The organism is Paenibacillus solani (assembly GCF_050475945.1).
Lineage (GTDB): Bacteria > Bacillota > Bacilli > Paenibacillales > Paenibacillaceae > Paenibacillus_AQ > Paenibacillus_AQ solani_A.
The window spans coordinates 1-17,395 of record NZ_JBCMXJ010000020.1; the positions used below are offsets into that span (position 1 = coordinate 1).

Annotated in this window: 22 protein-coding genes; 1 reads left to right on the forward strand and 21 read right to left on the reverse strand. The window is 48.3% G+C overall.

What is annotated here, in order from left to right; all coding sequences use genetic code 11:
- Window positions 1–317: 317 nt before the first annotated feature.
- Window positions 318–1,199: a nucleotidyltransferase-like protein gene (locus ABEQ74_RS25005; protein WP_430124940.1), complete on the reverse strand. Its 882-nt coding sequence runs from the start codon at window positions 1,197–1,199 to the stop codon at window positions 318–320.
- Between the two features lie 186 nt (window positions 1,200–1,385).
- On the opposite strand from ABEQ74_RS25005, the gene ABEQ74_RS25010 reads away from it, so the two are divergent.
- Window positions 1,386–1,751 (forward strand): DUF2614 family zinc ribbon-containing protein, encoded by a 366-nt coding sequence (locus tag ABEQ74_RS25010; protein ID WP_053491513.1) that lies wholly within the window; start codon window positions 1,386–1,388, stop codon window positions 1,749–1,751.
- A gap of 245 nt (window positions 1,752–1,996) precedes the next feature.
- Here the strand turns inward: ABEQ74_RS25010 and ABEQ74_RS25015 are convergent, their stop codons facing one another.
- The 20 genes from ABEQ74_RS25015 to ABEQ74_RS25110 all read right to left on the reverse strand — a co-directional run bounded on the left by ABEQ74_RS25015 (window position 1,997) and on the right by ABEQ74_RS25110 (window position 17,367).
- On the reverse strand, window positions 1,997–3,709 hold the full coding sequence (locus tag ABEQ74_RS25015) for a glycosyl hydrolase family 18 protein (RefSeq protein WP_430124941.1): 1,713 nt from the start codon (window positions 3,707–3,709) through the stop codon (window positions 1,997–1,999).
- Between the two features lie 118 nt (window positions 3,710–3,827).
- Window positions 3,828–4,247 carry a peroxide-responsive transcriptional repressor PerR gene (gene perR, locus ABEQ74_RS25020; protein WP_053491511.1) on the reverse strand — a complete coding sequence of 140 codons (420 nt, stop codon included), beginning with the start codon at window positions 4,245–4,247 and terminating at the stop codon, window positions 3,828–3,830.
- 87 nt (window positions 4,248–4,334) lie between these two features.
- A complete protein-coding gene (locus ABEQ74_RS25025; protein WP_430124943.1) occupies window positions 4,335–5,654 on the reverse strand; it encodes a DUF4097 family beta strand repeat-containing protein in 1,320 nt (439 codons plus the stop codon).
- A 54-nt stretch (window positions 5,655–5,708) separates the two neighbouring features.
- Complete coding sequence (locus tag ABEQ74_RS25030; protein WP_430124944.1) at window positions 5,709–6,317, reverse strand: hypothetical protein; 609 nt, start codon at window positions 6,315–6,317, stop codon at window positions 5,709–5,711.
- A 194-nt stretch (window positions 6,318–6,511) separates the two neighbouring features.
- Entirely contained in the window at window positions 6,512–7,225 is a 714-nt protein-coding gene (locus ABEQ74_RS25035; protein ID WP_430124945.1) for an MgtC/SapB family protein, read from the reverse strand.
- A 54-nt stretch (window positions 7,226–7,279) separates the two neighbouring features.
- Complete coding sequence (locus tag ABEQ74_RS25040; protein WP_430124946.1) at window positions 7,280–7,735, reverse strand: GNAT family N-acetyltransferase; 456 nt, start codon at window positions 7,733–7,735, stop codon at window positions 7,280–7,282.
- Window positions 7,736–7,948: 213 nt separating this feature from the next.
- A complete protein-coding gene (gene gatB / locus ABEQ74_RS25045) occupies window positions 7,949–9,388 on the reverse strand; it encodes an Asp-tRNA(Asn)/Glu-tRNA(Gln) amidotransferase subunit GatB (protein WP_430124947.1) in 1,440 nt (479 codons plus the stop codon).
- A 30-nt stretch (window positions 9,389–9,418) separates the two neighbouring features.
- Complete coding sequence (gene gatA, locus ABEQ74_RS25050; protein WP_430124949.1) at window positions 9,419–10,876, reverse strand: Asp-tRNA(Asn)/Glu-tRNA(Gln) amidotransferase subunit GatA; 1,458 nt, start codon at window positions 10,874–10,876, stop codon at window positions 9,419–9,421.
- Between the two features lie 20 nt (window positions 10,877–10,896).
- Window positions 10,897–11,184, reverse strand: a complete 288-nt coding sequence (gene gatC / locus ABEQ74_RS25055) for an Asp-tRNA(Asn)/Glu-tRNA(Gln) amidotransferase subunit GatC (RefSeq protein WP_430124950.1) — start codon at window positions 11,182–11,184, stop codon at window positions 10,897–10,899.
- Window positions 11,185–11,359: 175 nt separating this feature from the next.
- Window positions 11,360–11,740, reverse strand: coding sequence for a hypothetical protein (locus tag ABEQ74_RS25060; protein WP_053491503.1), 381 nt, complete (start codon window positions 11,738–11,740; stop codon window positions 11,360–11,362).
- Between the two features lie 176 nt (window positions 11,741–11,916).
- Window positions 11,917–12,693: an ABC transporter permease gene (locus tag ABEQ74_RS25065; protein WP_430124951.1), complete on the reverse strand. Its 777-nt coding sequence runs from the start codon at window positions 12,691–12,693 to the stop codon at window positions 11,917–11,919.
- A complete protein-coding gene (locus tag ABEQ74_RS25070; RefSeq protein WP_430124952.1) occupies window positions 12,690–13,613 on the reverse strand; it encodes an ATP-binding cassette domain-containing protein in 924 nt (307 codons plus the stop codon). The genes ABEQ74_RS25065 and ABEQ74_RS25070 overlap by 4 nt, the downstream gene beginning before the upstream one ends.
- Window positions 13,610–13,810, reverse strand: coding sequence for a PLDc N-terminal domain-containing protein (locus ABEQ74_RS25075; protein WP_423212937.1), 201 nt, complete (start codon window positions 13,808–13,810; stop codon window positions 13,610–13,612). Before ABEQ74_RS25075 ends, ABEQ74_RS25070 begins: the two co-directional genes overlap by 4 nt.
- Window positions 13,811–13,848: 38 nt before the next feature.
- Window positions 13,849–14,058, reverse strand: coding sequence for a hypothetical protein (locus tag ABEQ74_RS25080; protein ID WP_430124953.1), 210 nt, complete (start codon window positions 14,056–14,058; stop codon window positions 13,849–13,851).
- On the reverse strand, window positions 14,055–14,399 hold the full coding sequence (locus ABEQ74_RS25085; RefSeq protein WP_430124954.1) for a YxlC family protein: 345 nt from the start codon (window positions 14,397–14,399) through the stop codon (window positions 14,055–14,057). Before ABEQ74_RS25085 ends, ABEQ74_RS25080 begins: the two co-directional genes overlap by 4 nt.
- A complete protein-coding gene (gene sigY / locus ABEQ74_RS25090; RefSeq protein WP_430125131.1) occupies window positions 14,383–14,940 on the reverse strand; it encodes an RNA polymerase sigma factor SigY in 558 nt (185 codons plus the stop codon). Before sigY ends, ABEQ74_RS25085 begins: the two co-directional genes overlap by 17 nt.
- A 237-nt stretch (window positions 14,941–15,177) precedes the next feature.
- Window positions 15,178–15,369 (reverse strand): hypothetical protein, encoded by a 192-nt coding sequence (locus ABEQ74_RS25095; protein WP_430124956.1) that lies wholly within the window; start codon window positions 15,367–15,369, stop codon window positions 15,178–15,180.
- A 175-nt stretch (window positions 15,370–15,544) separates the two neighbouring features.
- A complete protein-coding gene (locus ABEQ74_RS25100; protein WP_430124957.1) occupies window positions 15,545–16,183 on the reverse strand; it encodes an MBL fold metallo-hydrolase in 639 nt (212 codons plus the stop codon).
- 2 nt (window positions 16,184–16,185) lie between these two features.
- Window positions 16,186–16,752, reverse strand: a complete 567-nt coding sequence (locus ABEQ74_RS25105) for a thioredoxin family protein (RefSeq protein WP_430124959.1) — start codon at window positions 16,750–16,752, stop codon at window positions 16,186–16,188.
- 3 nt (window positions 16,753–16,755) lie between these two features.
- Window positions 16,756–17,367, reverse strand: a complete 612-nt coding sequence (locus ABEQ74_RS25110) for a DedA family protein (RefSeq protein WP_430124960.1) — start codon at window positions 17,365–17,367, stop codon at window positions 16,756–16,758.
- Between the last annotated feature and the right edge of the window lie 28 nt (window positions 17,368–17,395).

Sequence of the window (17,395 nt, forward strand, 5' to 3'; positions counted from 1 at the left end):
TGTTCAGTTTTCAAAGATCAACCTTCGTTTCTTGCTTGCCGTCCGCATCTCAGCGGCGACTTTTATAATATATCATGTTGCCCATCGTTTCGTCAAGAACTTTTTTTTGAAAACTTTTTAATTCGACATTTTCTTAACCGAATTATCAAAGTCCCTTTCGAAGGGGCGAGTTATAATGTATCACAGAGTATAAGGGCTCGTCAACACTATTCAGCAATTTATTTACCAACTTCCTACGAAGCTTCATATAACAGATATGATAAGACATTTTCCAGGCTTTCATGTAGATACAAATAAAGAAGGACTTCCGTCCTTCTTCATAAATCCATGCAATAGCGAATCGTTTCAGTACCATGTGAACGGGAATCCCTCCACATCGGCAATTCCTTCACAAGTCCTCGATATATCAGTTTTCGCATGACGATTGGCAGCTCTCGGGACACAGGCGCCAGCTCAGGGTGAAGTGTTAGCTCTTGGACGGTCCATGGATGCCGACGACTTCTCAAGACTCGAATTAGTAATGCTGAGGAACTCTCCAATTTGGATATCATAGAAAACTCATAGGCCAGCAGAGCCAGTTCCACTCGTTGACCAAGTGTTTCCGTACTGATTGTAAGCTCCTCATATAATTTTCGTACAGGTGTGTTTAATCCTGTGATTTGCTCCCAGACGGCCGATTCCGGATGAATCCCCCGTTCAATCAGTTCAAGACCTGCCCAATAATGAAGGCCTTCTAATAATGTATGATAAGCATCCAGTACCCGATCATCTTGTAAGAGTGTCTTTGCATCCACATACTTTTGCAGAAAATGAGCGAAACCAATGAACAGTTTCTGCTCTCGGAACGGTTCCGCAAACCTTAAAAAGTCTCTGCGCAGATTAGATAGACGATCTTGACTGTCTTTTATGATATCTCCTTCGAGGAGGCATTTGATCAATATTTTATGCGTGCCACTCAGGAGCTCCCTATGCAAATCGTCCAACCCTACACTGATAACCTGGCATCGTTCCCCGTTTACAATCGAATGTTGGATCGGAGGCTCATCGGGTGTTCCCTCGTACACTACAGCTATATTGACCTCAAAGTCATGAATAAGTGAGCCCTGCATCGTTTTCGCTGAATTCCGGTATGCCAGAGCTCCAATCGCTTGCTCATCCACCGTATTTCCATAATAAAAAGAAAAGTTGGCTAATTCCACGTTTCCCTCCATACATTCCTTGGCGAATTTCAGCCATTTCAGTTATAATGTATTTCTACGTATCTATTGTTAGTTCCTTCTTTTAGGAGATAAGTTCTTCATTAGAAGACAGTTGAATATCAATTTTTTTATTAGTTTCACGTTGCTGTACAAACGAATACTTAAATGGACAGGGGATTGTGAGCTATGATCTTTAAGAACGCAAAAATCAATGCCTTCCGTACTTGGGGATTGCTGCTGACGATGCTCGGTATGGGACTTATGGTGCTTGGCACAGCCGGAATCGTATTCTTCGGACAAGCTGGCAAAATATTTGCCGGAATTGGACTGGTATTTGGTCTCATTATGATGATGGGAAGTCTCGGCATTTACTTCTGGGCAGGGATGCTGTCCACAAGCGCTGTGCAAATTCAGTGTCCCGAATGCAGTAAATTAACCAAAATGTTGGGTAAGACCGACCGCTGCATGTTCTGCCATACGATCTTGACTCTCGATCCAAGCCAGGCCAATATCACGGCAGAAGAACTCGAAGCCCAGCAGACCAAAGCGTAAGCTTCAAGAGCTTGTGTAAATAGGTTGCACATTAGGTTAGATGAATAAACGTACAAAGAACCCGGTTATCGCGAAGATAACCGGGTTCTTGTTATATATAGATTACAGGCAGCAAAGCATCAAGTTCCAGCAAAACAGAACTATTCGAAACGCCATAACTGCCTTAATGATGTGAATTGTCTTTTGTTCAGTATGTTTCTACACATTCATCTAATAAGAATGGCTATAAGTACGAATGCTATGCGTTAATCATGAATCGTCTTCAGAACTTCCCAGGTCTCCGGAATGGCCAGGCTTCGGTTCCAGGAAGCAATGCCGCCAAGCTCCAGCTTTTTGGCCATGTTTACCCGGGATTGAAGAGAGATCGCATCCTCCATCCAGATTTTAATGACGGACTCGTCCTCTGTGAATTGCACATAGTTCTGTCCCGTACTGGCATCCAGCTTTCCCTTCACCTTCTGTTCTTCCAGCAGATTCTGCAGCTTCTCCATCCCAATGGCTTTGGAGGATACTTTACTCTCACCCGCTTCGCTTGTCTCCGTCCAAACCCGCGTATATAAGGGTATGCCCAACACCAGCTTGGAGGAAGGAACCGCATCCTCATCAAGTATCCGCCTTACCGATTGCTCAGCCCATGGCAGCGAAGATACCGATCCTGCTTTTGGACTGGAAGCCCAGTGCTCGTCATAGGCCATTACCATCATGTAATCGACGGTTTCTCCAAGCCTCTTCCGATCCAGAAAGAGCGACCACATCTCGCTGTTCGATTTTGGCGTCACGTCAATGGATACAATCAACCCTCTCGCTTTGGCAAGCGGCTTCAACTCCCTCACGAATTGAACGACATGATCCTTATCCTTAGTATGCACATTCTCAAAATCAAGATTGATACCGTCGAGTTTATATTGTTTAGCGTACGTCAGCATCTGCTTAATGATGTGAGATCTCCTATCAAAGGTAGACAATGCTGCGGTCGTTATTTCAGGATCAAAACTGTTATCCATGAGCCCCCAGACTTCCATATTTCGATGATGAGCCCAGCTTACATATTGCGTAGAAGCTTTGGATTCGACATTGCCTTCCTCATCCACAATGTGGAACCAGGTTGGACTGACCACGTTGACTCCCGGCAATTTGCCGATTTGTTCGGTACTCGGATTTTTGCTGTATACGGCTTCCCATACCAGATTGACTGACTTGTCCTTCCATTCCAATTCTGCACGTGAAGGAGTCTGCCCTAGAAGCGGAATTTCCTTCACTTCTCCAAGCTTTGTCCGCTGCTTAAGAACATACCCGGCATAACCATTATCAGCCTGGACATACAGCCAATCCTCTTCTTCCCGCCACACACGCAATCGCTCACCGACAGGCATATCCAGTATAATAGATGACTTCTTCTCCGGGTTCTCACGCAGATCTACCGTATCCTCAGGCTTGGCTGGTGCTGCTTCTGCAAGCTGAATCGAATCCCCGGCACGCATCAGAATGATGGCACCTGTAACTGAATTCTCATGAACAACCACACCATAATACTGCTTAAGCGGCTTAATCGGAACGTAGGCAATACCGTCAATAAGCTCAGGCGCATGTGGTATCGTGGTTTCCTTGCCGTTCAATTCACCTTTCGTATTCCCTATCTTCAATCGCAGAACCGATTCAGGAGTTGTTATGATCACCGACTCCGTCTCCTGCTCATAACGAATATTCTCATCCACGCTCTCCTGGATTACCGTGATGGGCAGCAACAATGCTTCTCCCGCACCCCGGGCAGGCTCCGATTTCAGTTCACCTTGAACAAATATAGGCTTATCCAGCCCTTTCCAGTCTGGTACCGTATAGGTCTCGCTTGGCAGCACTGTGGTGACCACCCACCAAACCCCAATCGCTAACAACATCAAACCCAGATAAAAAGCGCCCCTCGAGCGCCTCTTTTGACGCCGATATCTTCTCCTTGCCAAAATACTCCCCCATTTCCTCTCGCCCGTCGCTAAACTCCCGTTTCGAAAAAGAAGCCTTTAAAAATAAAAACGTGTGGAATGATTCATTCCCCACGTTATCTATAACCACCGGTGTCGTCTATTGGCAAGACTTGCAGAGCCCATAGAGCTCCATTCTTAATCCCTTCACTTCGAACCCGGTGCTTCTCTCAGCCTGTACGCCAACATCCTCAAGGGAAGGATAGCTGAAATCCTCAATTTTACCACAACTTTGACATATAATATGATGATGATCCGATACATTCGCATCAAAACGACTCGAGTTGTCTCCATAAGTCAATTCACGCACCATGCCGGATTCAATAAACATTTTTAAGTTGTTATATACTGTGGCTACGCTCATGCTAGGAAAGTTAGGCTCCAGAGCCCGATAAATGTCATCCGCTGTCGGATGGCCCATTGATTCCACGAGATACGTTAAAATGGCATGGCGTTGCGGCGTGATTCGGACACCGGTCGTTTTTAGTTGTTCCAGCGCATGCTGTACGGACGTTCCCATGGTTGCCCACCGCCTTCAATTTTGACTAATTTTCATACAATATCTACTACTCTTACGTTTTATTGTACGGCGTCTCTTGGATTTTTGTCAATCTGGCAAAGGCGTCCAGTCCCCAGGGTTCCGTCTTTCCTCCTGTTCCGGATAGCTTCGATAGATATTCAGATTGCTGTTCCCTTCAATACGAATGGTATGCTCAGCTGAACCAGCTTCACCGGTGATGGTTTTCTGCTCGATCAGGAGATTGGGCAATGTGGTTAGAATTCTACCGTAGCTAATCGTCCCTTCCAGCTTATAATCACCCTCCAGCGGAATATGAAGGTTCATCTCACCAACCGCACTATAAACATTCCAGTCGCCTCCGATACGCGATGATCGTACTGCCACCGCACCATTAAGCGATTCCGCATTTAGCTGTGACTCTGCGCCACTAATCAGGATATTGCCATTCCTTGTTTGAACCCGAATATTATCCGTCGTCCGTTTCACCGTCATATTCCCCACTTGCGTGGTCAAATCCGTTTCTCCCGTAACGTCAACGGCGAGCACATTCCCACGGTTCGTAGACATTTTGATATTGCCTATAACGCCTCTTGCCGTAATCTCACCATTTAATGTTTTGCCCGTAACATTACCGTATATACGGTCCATCGTGATGGGGCCATTGCCGCTTTCCAGTGAAATATTCTCAATGGCTTCAACACGGTTCAACGAAATAGCGCCATTCATTGTTCGGACTTCAAAGTTAAACCTGCGATCATCCGGAACGGCGATTTTCAAATTCATTCGGGGCTGGCGTTTACCCGATTCTCCATAGGCCTTTCCCTTGGACCGTATCGTGATCGTCTTGCCTTCACTGATCTCGATTGTTGACTGCTCGGCAATCGCTTCCGCTATACCGGACTGCTCGCGGTCTACCCATACCTGTGCTTGTACCTCTATTTCGTCGACATTCTCCCGCGTGATGAAGATATCCCCGTTTAATTGGTCAACGATGATGCGTTCGGTATCTAGGTCGACGGGAATAGTTAAATCAGGCTTTTGAAATCGATAGCCTTCAGCCTCACTGTAATCCACTCCCGCAGCCGTCAGATTCAGACTTACCCGGTTCCAGAGATGGAGAAAATGCTCCTGCTCAGAGATCACAAATACAGATGCCGTGACAGCCACGGCAAGCAATATCCCCTTGATGTCCGGGCGAAACCTAAACTCCGCCCGTCTGCCCAACAGGCGAGACCCTGTATACCGTACCAGATATTCGATACCGAGCAGTATAAACAGCAGCGGCCACCATCTCTGCAGCATGAATACATAATCCGTGCCTCTCCACTCGTCCAGCAGCAATAGAACGCCTGTAATAATCAGCAATAAGGCTGCAGTGTATCGTCCGACTCTGATTTTATATTTCATCCGTCTCCTCCCCCCGCCTGTTCATGCGACTCACCTCATATTCGCGGACATCCACTATAAGGGCTTTTCCTTTCCTCTTCGATGTCTGAGAATTTCCCGAATTCCAGCCCAGATTCCGATCACGATCAAACCTATAGCCGAGGCTTCCGCGCCATAATCGCGAATCCACACCTGCAGCCATGGAGGCTTCTGGTGAAACAAAATGAGCAGTGTACCGCTCACGACCAGCATTAAGCCAAAAGTAATCCCCCGCTCGTTCCGGAAGAGGTAGCTCGGCCTATGTCCCTCACCGGCAGCAGCGACAACCTCGCCACGTCTTCTGCGGGACATAATATATTCAGCAGCCTGCAGCACATCATACACATTATAGAAATAAGCTACTGGAATCAGCAGCCCCAATACAACGAGCAGCGGTACATTGATCTGCATTCCGATGGATGAGAAATATAACAGCGCCGATGTATCCAACAACAACAACATAATAAAGGTAATTCCCTTACGATACATACCCAGGTACAGATGACCCATGCCTGGAATAAGTGCAGCGAGTAGAAGGGCATAGATTTTTCTTTTTTTCCGTTGCAGGCCAGGATGGCGTTTCATACGCACTGTATGTCTTTTTTTCTTATTTACTGTAGTTTGCGATTCGGGTATTGGATTCACAAGCTCTCGCCTCCTTCGAAAACATCCAGGAACTGGCGTAGTATACGTTGGTTTTCTTTGATAGTACCCCAATGGGGAGTCGAAGTAACTGGCAAAAAACTGGTACGTGATCCGCAACACTTGCAAAGCACAAAAAAACGGCACAGCCAGTGAATCAGCAATTGCCGTTTGAGGTCATAGATTATGCCATATCTTTATTCAGCCGTAACCATCGTTACTTGCCCGATTCTCCGCAATTTTCGTGTGATATCGAGCGGTTCGAATTTGCGATCGGTTAATACATGAAGTGCGATTTCAAGTCCTAGTACCGGTGGCTGAAGCTCTCCGTATACTGCACTACTGCGTTCGTTTACGATGAGCTTTTTAATGACGAATTCCTGTTCCTCCAGCAGAGCCGAGATATCATCCAAAATATTGGGCGTATTTGATGCATGGATGGTGATTAAATGTAGCTTGCTGCCCCGAATGTATCGCTGCTCCAGTTTATTGAAGACAACCAGATTCAGAAGGATAAGCACTGTGGATGCGATCGAGGCAAAATAAAACCCGGCACCGACCGCGAGTCCCACCGCGCCTACGACCCAAATGGAAGCAGCTGTAGTTAATCCGGTAATCGATTTACCTGTGAATAGAATGGTACCGGCTCCCAAGAAACCGATCCCCGTGATGACGGCTGTAGCCAGACGCGCAGGATCGATTCGAACGTTAATTTCATCAACAAAATCAGAAAAACCGTAGATGGATAACAGCATAATCAGTGTAGAACCCAAGCATACCAATATATGCGTGCGCAAACCAGCAGCATGGTTGGATCGTTCTCGCTCAAACCCGATCAAGCCACCGAGCAGCAGCGCCAGCAGCAATCTTAATAAAATAGATACATTATCTATAACCCAAGGATTATTCAAAAAAACGGTACTCCCCTCATGTCGGCTTCTTGTCCGTGCTGCCTTTAACATACATTATAAATTTAGATGAAATTCCGTTAATTCTACGCCCGGAGCCACTTCAAACACATGATCCTTCACAAATCCAAACTTCTCATACAAGTTTACCGCTGGTGTATTAAGCGTACCTGTCGAGACCACGAATTTCGGTGCCTCCTTATAAGATTCCAAGACATGTTGAATTAAGATCCCTGCGATTCCTTTGCGAAAATGACCAGGATGAACCATCATCCGTGATATGGTGACCTGTTTCTGTTCCGGTTCTATTGCAATGGCCCCGATGATATCACCTTCTTCATTTACATAACCAAAAAAGGTTTCGCCGCACAAACGGATCATATCGAAGGTATCCTGAAGCGGAGGAATTTCCAAGAACCCGATCCGTTCGGCTTCCAAAGGGTACGCCATATGCTGCAGACTCCATATCTGCTGGACGGTATCTCTATCCTCCAAGGATAGTTTGCTAATCATCTGTTTCAACTCCTTATCCTTATCATTGTAAGAAAAACATCATCGGCGTACTCTCAAAGAAGACAGACCGCGTTTAGTGGTAGTTTTCCTTGCGATATCAGGCAGCACTCCTTCCGGAGTTCATACTTCCTGATATCTTAAAAAGGAACTTGCCCCTATTGGGACAAGCTCCCTCTGACTGCAAAAAAATTCGGGAATCTGCTGACCTCGTGCTTAACCGTTCAGCACCTCAACCAACAGTTTGTTGGCCAGCGCCGGGTTTGCTTTACCCTTACTCTCTTTCATGACTTGACCAACAAGGAAACCGATCGCTTTCTGTTTGCCTGCCTTATAGTCTTCGACGGATTGCGGATTGTTCGCAACCACCTGTTCAACGATGCTCTTGATCGCACCTTCATCGCTGATTTGGACAAGGCCTTTCTCTTCAACGATTTGGGCAGGCAGCTTGCCGCTTTCCAGCATCTCCTTGAAGACGGTTTTCGCGATTTTGCTGCTAATGGTTCCCTTCTCGATCAATCCGATCATCTCACCTAAGCCTTGACCCGTGATCTTCACTTCAGCCAGTTCCAGATTATTCGAGTTCAAATAGCCCAGCAAATCACCCATAATCCAGTTGGATACCGATTTGGCATCCTTCGTATAGTTCAAGCTGTCCTCGAAAAAGTCGGCGAGCAGCTTGGACGACGTAATGACCGCCGCATCATAGTCCGGCAGGCCGTACTCGGAAGCATAACGGACCTTACGGGCATCTGGCAGCTCAGGAATCGTTGCACGAATCGCTTCTTTCCATTCCTCGCTGATATGCACCGATACCAAATCCGGGTCCGGGAAATAACGGTAGTCGTGCGCCTGCTCCTTCCCGCGCATGGAGAGGGTCTTCGCCTGCGCTTCGTCCCAGCGGCGGGTTTCCTGTACGATCACGCCGCCCTCGTCGAGAATCTCCGCTTGCCGGAACTGCTCATATTCCAAACCGCGCTGTACGCCGCGGAAAGAGTTCATGTTCTTCAGCTCGGCCTTGGTACCGAATTCCTCCTGTCCCCATGGACGAAGGCTGATGTTGGCGTCGCAGCGAAGCGAGCCCTCTTCCATCTTCACATCGGAAACGTCACAGTATTGCATAATTGCACGTATTTTCTCCAGATAAGCTTTGGCTTCCTCCGGTGATGAGATCTCCGGTTCGGACACGATCTCAACAAGCGGTGTTCCTACGCGGTTAAAATCCACCAAGGAAGCATATCCGCCATCCACATGCGTGAGTTTACCGGCGTCTTCTTCCAGATGGAGACGGGTAATCCCGATTCGCTTCGTCTTGCCGTCCACCTCAATATCGATCCAGCCATGTTCACCGATCGGCTGATCGTACTGGGAAATCTGATATGCTTTCGGAGAATCAGGATAGAAATAGTTCTTGCGGTCGAACTTGCTGACATCACCGATGGTACAGTTCAGCGCCATGGCAGCCTTCATGGCGTATTCCACGGCCTGACGGTTTAATACAGGCAGTACGCCGGGATGGCCCAAGCAGATGGGACATGTATGGGTGTTCGGCGGAGCTCCAAACGCCGTGGAGCAGCCGCAAAATATTTTGGAGTTGGTATGCAGTTCTACGTGCACTTCCAGTCCGATAACCGTTTCATATTTGGATGTAGACATCGATTGTTTCCCTCCTTCTCTGCCGCCGGTTTATAGCTCAGGGCGCCGTTTATGGTGTTCAGTATTTTGCTCATAGGCATGCGCGACGCGCAGTACGGTCGACTCATCAAAAGCTTTGCCGATAATTTGCATACCTACTGGCATTCCATCCGCAAATCCGCAAGGAACACTGACTGCCGGCACACCTGCCAAGCTGACAGGAATCGTCAGGATATCATTTAAGTACATCGTCAGCGGATTGTCCACCTGGGCTCCCAGCTTAAACGCCGTAGTCGGAGCGGTAGGTCCGATGATGACATCATATTGCTCGAACACTTTGTTGAAATCTTGCTTGATGAGCGTACGGGCTTTCTGCGCCTTCAAATAATAGGCATCGTAATATCCAGAGCTAAGTGCATAAGTCCCCAGCATGATGCGGCGTTTCACCTCATCACCGAAGCCTTGGCTACGGGATTCATGATACAGGTCGATCAGACTGCCAGCATTGTCGGAACGAACACCATAGCGCACGCCGTCAAAACGGGCCAGGTTCGAGGAAGCCTCAGAAGAAGCGAGCAAATAGTACGTTGCTACCGCGTATTCAGTATGCGGCAGGGAAACTTCATCCCAGGTAGCTCCCTGTGCTTCGAGCACCTTCAGTGCGTTCAGAACCGTTTCCTTCACTTGGGCGTCAACGCCCTCGCCAAGGTATTCCTTAGGCACCGCAATGCGAAGACCGGACACATCTCCCGATAATGCACTCAAATAGTCCGGCACGTCCACTTTGGCGGATGTCGAATCCATGGGATCATAACCGGCAATAGCTTGCAGGACATACGCGGAATCCTCTACATTTTTCGTCAAAGGTCCGATCTGATCCAGCGACGATGCAAAGGCAACAAGGCCAAACCGGGATACAAGGCCATAGGTCGGTTTCAATCCCACAACACCGCAATAAGATGCTGGCTGTCTGATGGAACCGCCTGTATCCGAACCCAGCGCAAAGTAAGCTTCGCCTGCAGCTACAGCTGCGGCAGAGCCGCCGCTTGATCCACCAGGCACCCGGTCTAAATCCCATGGGTTGCGCACAGGATAGTAGCTGGAGTTCTCATTGGAGCCGCCCATAGCGAACTCATCCATGTTCAGCTTACCGATCGTCACCGTATCGGCTGCCCGCAGTTTACCGACAACTGTCGCATCGTAAACCGGCGTGAAATTGGACAAAAACTGACTTGCACATGTCGTGCGGAGTCCTTCTGTCACGATATTATCCTTGATTCCGACAGGAAGCCCGAACAGCAATCCACGGGTATCTCCTGCAGCAAGCTTGTCATCCAGGGTCTTGGCAGATGCACGCGCACCTTCCTCGTCCAACGTAATAAATGCCTTCACCCGATCCTCACGTTCAGATATACGAGTAAAAGCTTGGTCAACCAAATCGGTTACAGAAAGCTCCTTATTCTGCAGCTTATTATGTATCTCCGATAACTTGTAATCAAACAGACTCAAGTGTGTATCCTCCCTTCAGGCTATTCCAAGACAGCTGGTACTTTAATTTGGTCGTCTTCTTCGTCCGGTGCATTAAGCAGTACTTTCTCAATAGGCAAGCTTGCGCGCACTTCATCTTCTCTCATGACATTGCTAAGGTGAAGCACGTGTGTAGTCGGCTCCACACCTTCAGTATCCAATTCATTCAACTTCTCGGCATATTGTAAAATCGCATTCAGTTGGTCTGTAAACATCTGCTCTTCTTCAGGCGTCAGATTTAAACGGGCCAGCTTCGCTACATGCTGAACATCCTTATCGGTAATGCTCATAGCTTTACGTCCTCCTTCATGCCCCCATCCAGTTAAAGGGGTAAAGTCTGTCTCGATAACTTTTTTCATTATATTGTAGAAGCATGGAAGATTCAATCCAATCGAACTGAAGCCTTCAGCTTCATACCTGTCGTTTCCTGCCACTTCAAAAAAGAGTCGGCCTCAGCCGACTCTTCTAAATCCAAGCTCGAAGATTCACTTGTTTGATGAAATCCGCCTGGGACATTGCTTCCTTTGTTTCTTCTTCCTCTTCAACACTTTCTAACTCGCCGTTCATCACAAGACGAAACAGCTTCTCATTATATGTCGACAGGGCGAAATCGATGAGCGCTTCCCGTTCGACCCGCTCGGCTTCCTGTTTCAACACGATCGATTCCAGCTCAATATCATCTGCCGGAACAAAAAAATTACGGTTGAGGCTGGGAATCCGAATGACGTAATCAAACGCATTGTCCGGATTACGGTCATAGGCAATGATATAACCGTATTGACCGATTGGAAGATTCTGCTCAAAGGCATCCGCAACGATTGTAATCTTTTCCCCTAAACGCAGCATCGTCTACCTCCTGAGTGGTCTATCCTTTTTCAAGTATCTCGCAAGAAAAACTTCCGCTATATGAGGCCTGTCTGACGAAATGTTCGCCCGATAGTCGTTTTTCTATTCTCATAGTCTACTAAAAAAAGATAGAGATGTCCATGTGAATCAGAGAAAACCTGAAACTCCCATGGAAACTAGGATTGCGGGGATAAAGGACTCCTTCTGAGAAGCCTCGCGGCAACGATAATGGATACCGCCATGATCAGTATGGCAACGAGTATTGGTGACCAGGCGCTGCTCCCTGAGCCAAGAATTTGCTCCGCAGCCATGCCGCCTAACCGGCCCGGACTCCATTGAACGTGGGAGGGCAGCAAACTGGATAAGAGCGAAAGCGCGCCAGCAACCGCCAGGCTGATGAAAGCCGCAGCTGGCCCGCGAAGGATGGCACCCAGCGGCAATAAGAGCGTTACGATCCAGGCCAGCCATACGGCGTATAAGCCAGCGCCACCGATAACCGCTGTCCAATTCAATGGACCGATGAGCTGATACGTATAATAAGCAGCGCCGCCAAGCCCAAGCGCAAAGGAAACAACCATCAACGTTATCATGGCGGCCCATTTGGCAGTCATCATGGGAATCGTGGATACGGAGCGGGCGAGTACAAGCTCAGCCGTACCGGTGGACCGCTCCCCTGCTACCGTGTTCATTCCCGCCAGGACAAGCACCAGCAGGCCGATGATGTTGAATTGGCCCAAGGTCGAAGCCATAACGCTCTCAGCGGATGGAACGGTGAATAATGCGGCTGCTTCCGGCGGCATTTCCCCGGCCATGGAAAGAATCTCCGGCAAATAGTACGTGGATACCGGCTGCATGATGCCAAGCAGCAAAAAGATTGCGGGAACCCAAATCCATTTATAAGTCCGGCTTGCTTCGGTCATTTCTTTTTGATAATAAATCCAGAAAGACTTCATGAACTCACCACCTTCATAAACATATCCTCGAGCGAAGACGTACCGGCTTCAAAACGAAGCAATTCGATTCCGCTATCGGCAAGCTCCTTGATTAACGCAGTGCGCGCAGCCGCCATATCGGTCACCATCAGCTTGGCGCCGCGTTTACCCAGCTCGATCTCATGTATAAAAGGACGACCCGCAAGACTTTCAAGCCAAGCAACCTCCCGCTCACCCGGCTCTACCTCAATGGTTAGGACCGGCTGGCGGTATTTCGTGCGAAGTTCGCTAAGCGAGCCCTTCTCGGCAATTTCTCCATCTACCATTAGCACCATGTCATCGCAAATCTCTTCCGCATCGTGAAGCACATGGGTAGAGAACAAAACGGTGACTTCTCCGCGCAGGCGAAATAGCAGGTCCATAACCTCACGGCGTCCAATCGGATCAAGCGCCGATACCGGCTCATCCAGCATGATCAGCTCCGGCTCATGCACAAGCGCCTGAGCAATACCAAGCCGCTGCTTCATTCCGCCGGAGTAACCGGATATTCGGCGTTTAGCCGCTTGCTCCAGCCCTACCATTTCAATGACGTCCCGGCTCCGCTTAACAGCTTCTCTTCCCGACAACCCAGACAGTTTGGCGCTGAAAGACAAGTATTCCATGCCCGACATCCAGCTATAAAACTTGGGGTACTGAGGCAAGTAACCGATCCGGTTACGCCAGTCTTTTGTATTCGCATTGCCGGAGCCATATCGGATCTCACCCCGGGTTTGCGGTATTAATCCCGCCAGCATGCGCAGTGTAGTCGTTTTACCAGCACCATTCGGTCCAAGCAGAGCAGTACAGCTTCCACGCTGCAATTCAAAGGAAATACCCTTGACTGGCGTGATGCTTCCTATATTTTTGGTCAATTCGTGAATGCTAAGGAGTTTGTCTGTCAAGCTTCCCGCCTCCCTGCCACAAAATAAGCAACGCTGCCAAGAATATTCCCCAGCAGGATAATGAACACCCACATCCATTTCGATCCACGAATGCTTGCAGGCTCTGCTTTATACAGAGAGATAAACCCCGTTACGGCGAGAATCGCCTGCAAGGCAATGATCGGCCAGATTAATCCCCAATTGATATTGATATCCATGGTAACTCCCCCTATGTTTCAAACTATAATGATAGAACTCAAGATTTGTGGTGGTCCTTACGAATAACAAATATCCAGTAAAGAAGCAGCGGCAGCGGCATCGTAGTCGAGCCCCATATTCCCCAGAACCAAGCCATCTTGCCAAGCTCTCGCTTCCTTGCATCCAAGAAAAGCCATGTCCCTTGGATGAGCACAAGCACAAAAGCAACAATAATTACACCCAGCGGGGTTTCGTTCACTTCATTCATCGGCTCCCCTTCTTTCCGGCCGATCTCAGGCTTTTGGAGAATATCAGGATCGTTCCCCCCGTGACCATGCCAAACACATGGATAAACAGAAGGATAATCGGTGCGGACAGGGCAGCGAGCATTGCGCCACCAACGATGAAGAGTGCAATCAGAAGAAAGAGCACCAGCTCGAATTTCATCCGTCGCCGCTTTCGCTCCAAGGTGTGAACGGCCAACGTGTGCAATCCTTCCAAGGAGGGAGAAGGTACATCATCAAACAATTGATCGACGCGTTTCATCTCCTGGGTTAACCCTTCTATCCATTGTTCATCCTCATGCTCATGTTCAGGCCTTTTGACCATGTTCATACATCTCCTTTCGCAACTGTTTGATGCCATAAGCCGTTCGTGATTTCACCGTTCCCTCGGGAATGCCAAGCATCGTCCCAATTTCATCGTAGCTGTAGCCGTAATAATGCTTCAGCAGGATGGCAATCCGATGATCCTCGGATAAGCGGGATAATCCATCCAGCATGTCCGTCCAGTCCTCTCCCCGCCGCTCCATCTGCCAGCGCATCCGCCTGGCCGACTGAACCGCCTCCTGTTCCAGCCACTTCTTCTCCCGTTTCTTTCGCCGGGCACTATCGATAAACAATCGGGTAGCAATCGTAATCATCCAGGAGGAGAAGGATGAGGTTCCGTTGTATCGGTTCATATTCTCCATGCATCGAACGATCGTATCCTGCGCGGTGTCCTCCGCAACCATCGGGTCCATCGTTACTTTCAGCAAATATTTATAAAGAAAGGAATAATGCTGCTTAAATAGCAGCGCCATGGCAGCAGCATCCCCTTGCTGTGCTTGTCGTATCAATTCCTCTTCATCAGGGATCATGATTGAAACCATCACCTTCTTTCGTCTTCCATCTCTAATACGAATAACGATATCCTATCGTTCAAAGAGAATAATATTATTTTTTTATTCTGCACCAGAGGATGGAATCCATGTGAGCCTTCCTGCTGCTAGAATTATATTTCATCGTGAAATCTGCCTAAAACAAAGAAAGCAGCCAATCATGCGGCTGCTTTCTCCAATAGAACGAAAGATCTCTTTCCTAAGGGTGTCAGTTCGGTACGCTAGTCTCTATTGATTAAATCGGATAAACTGCAGCCGATGGTGCCATGGCTGCTGCATAATCGCTTCTTCCTTCACCAGCCTGTCCCAGACAACAGAAGATATATCTGTTCCAATCTGCTGATTGGACTCGGGTTGTCGCTCCACCTCTTCGTTTCCTGCAGCAATCCCGTTTAACAGCGATAGATGATCCTTTCTCACTAGCCCTTCCCCCTAATCACGTCCATACCAAAAACATCCCATAAAATAAAAGAACGCAAACCGGGATCAATTCCACAGTCTGCGTGCTTCGCAATGGGTAACATTTAATTAACCGTATTGTATCAATGTTGTCTATATTTGTCCATACCTATTCCCGATTTATGTCGGATGTAATTTAACGGCCTGAGGGGACGTAAGGATTACGCTGTTTTTCATAGCCTATTGTTGTCCGGGGGCCATGTCCGGGATAAACCACCACCTCATCCGGAAAGTTGTACAGCGTATTCTGAATGGAATGAATCAAATCACGTTCACGTCCGCCTGGCAGATCCGTGCGTCCAACACCTAAACGGAACAGAACGTCTCCAGAGAACAGATCATTGCCGCTCAGAAAGCTCACGCTTCCCGGCGAGTGACCAGGAGTATGGAAAACCTTGAAGGTATGACCAATCAGCTGCAATTCAAGGCCATCCGCCAAATCATACTCTGCCGGTTCAGCGGACAACGGTTCGGTGACCTGAGGCCACATCAGCGAGCCGTTAAGCTTCGGACTGGTCAGCCATTCACTCTCCAAAGAATGCAGATAGACCGGACAGCCCTTCAATTTGCGGATTTCTTCAACGCCGCCCATATGATCGAAATGTGCATGGGTCAGCAGGATGGCTTCAATCTCCAGATCGGCAATTCGCTTAAGCAGCGGCCCTGGATTCATGCCGGGATCAATAATGACAGCCTTGCCTTCTACAGGCCCTGTCAATAAATATGCATTTGTTTGAAGAGGACCTAGATTAAATGTCTCGATATGAAGTGTCATAATTAGAACCCTGAGAAGAGTTCGCGCAGTTCCTTAATGATGGCAGCGTGAAACTCATACCCTTCCCCGTAAGCTTGAATAATGTGCTGACGTGTGACCGCCAGGTTATCCTGGTAGTCTGGCGCTTCCCGATCCGGGTTGTTCTGTTTGAACTCAACCATGAACTTTTGAATGTGAGCAGGGCGCGGGCCCCATGTGCCAAGTACATGACCCCCGGTATCCGAAATGATGACCACAGGCACAGAGCGGCCGCCCATTGTCAGAAACTGATCCATGACATCCAGATTCTCTTCCATAATCAACACTTCCGTCTCCATCCCAGCCGCCTCCATCGCTCGGAATACGACGGGTATGTTTCGCGCCACATCACCGCACCAGTCCGCTGCCAGAATAAGAACCCGCAGGTCATCCCGGAAATTCAAGCTTTCGAAGAATTCCTTATCCTCTTCATGCTGCCATGCAAACTGCTCGTACCCTGCTTTAAAAGTCTCCTGGTTCTTCTGCATACCGTCCATGAATTGCTGCGGAGATATGCCTGTACCCAAATGATTAGCCATATTCATACTCATTTGTTATTTCGACCTCGCCTTCGCTGATTTTATCCATTTTATCAAAAAATAAAGAATCATGACGGCCAACGCGCCCAGCAGAATTTCGCGTACGTAAGGCCCTGCCTTCTCGTCGATATGCTCCCATTGATCACCCAGAAGCATTCCAAGGTACAGGAATAATGCAGTCCACGGAATAACGGCAAGAGTGGTCAAGAGCGTAAACTTTCCCACAGGCATTTTGGATATGCCGGCTGGTATTGAAATCGCATGCCTTACTACCGGTACGAAGCGTGCTGTGAATATAACGCCAGTACCGTATTTGCTGAACCAATTCTCGGCGTAATCGATATGCTTTTTCTTAATCAGTATGTACTTTCCGTACTTCTCCAGGAATGGTCTACCGCCGTATCGACCAATCCAATAAATAAACAATTGCGCAAGCACGCCGCCAACGGTACCAAAGATCATGGCTCCAATAAAGTTAACTTCACCTAAGGATACCAGATATCCACCATATGCAAGTACGATCTCGCTTGGGATCACCTCGACCATTAAGCCGAGCATAATTCCGAAATAGCCCAGCTGCTGGATCCATTCAAACAGTCGGCCTATCGCATCGTATAAGAATTCCACGCCTGTCCCTCGCTTTCCCCTACTGCGT

Coding starts and splice junctions, on each gene's coding strand:
- ABEQ74_RS25105 (WP_430124959.1), bottom strand. CDS start 16,752: ATGAGTATGAATATGGCTAATCATTTGGGTACAGGCATATCTCCGCAG.
- ABEQ74_RS25075 (WP_423212937.1), bottom strand. CDS start 13,810: ATGGATATCAATATCAATTGGGGATTAATCTGGCCGATCATTGCCTTG.
- ABEQ74_RS25025 (WP_430124943.1), bottom strand. CDS start 5,654: ATGAAATATAAAATCAGAGTCGGACGATACACTGCAGCCTTATTGCTG.
- ABEQ74_RS25085 (WP_430124954.1), bottom strand. CDS start 14,399: ATGGTCAAAAGGCCTGAACATGAGCATGAGGATGAACAATGGATAGAA.
- ABEQ74_RS25100 (WP_430124957.1), bottom strand. CDS start 16,183: ATGACACTTCATATCGAGACATTTAATCTAGGTCCTCTTCAAACAAAT.
- ABEQ74_RS25040 (WP_430124946.1), bottom strand. CDS start 7,735: ATGATTAGCAAACTATCCTTGGAGGATAGAGATACCGTCCAGCAGATA.
- gatB (WP_430124947.1), bottom strand. CDS start 9,388: ATGTCTACATCCAAATATGAAACGGTTATCGGACTGGAAGTGCACGTA.
- sigY (WP_430125131.1), bottom strand. CDS start 14,940: ATGGTTTCAATCATGATCCCTGATGAAGAGGAATTGATACGACAAGCA.
- ABEQ74_RS25065 (WP_430124951.1), bottom strand. CDS start 12,693: ATGAAGTCTTTCTGGATTTATTATCAAAAAGAAATGACCGAAGCAAGC.
- gatC (WP_430124950.1), bottom strand. CDS start 11,184: ATGAGCATTACCGATAAGGATGTTCAGCATGTAGCGAAGCTGGCCCGT.
- ABEQ74_RS25060 (WP_053491503.1), bottom strand. CDS start 11,740: ATGCTGCGTTTAGGGGAAAAGATTACAATCGTTGCGGATGCCTTTGAG.
- ABEQ74_RS25080 (WP_430124953.1), bottom strand. CDS start 14,058: ATGAATGAAGTGAACGAAACCCCGCTGGGTGTAATTATTGTTGCTTTT.
- perR (WP_053491511.1), bottom strand. CDS start 4,247: ATGGGAACGTCCGTACAGCATGCGCTGGAACAACTAAAAACGACCGGT.
- ABEQ74_RS25010 (WP_053491513.1), top strand. CDS start 1,386: ATGATCTTTAAGAACGCAAAAATCAATGCCTTCCGTACTTGGGGATTG.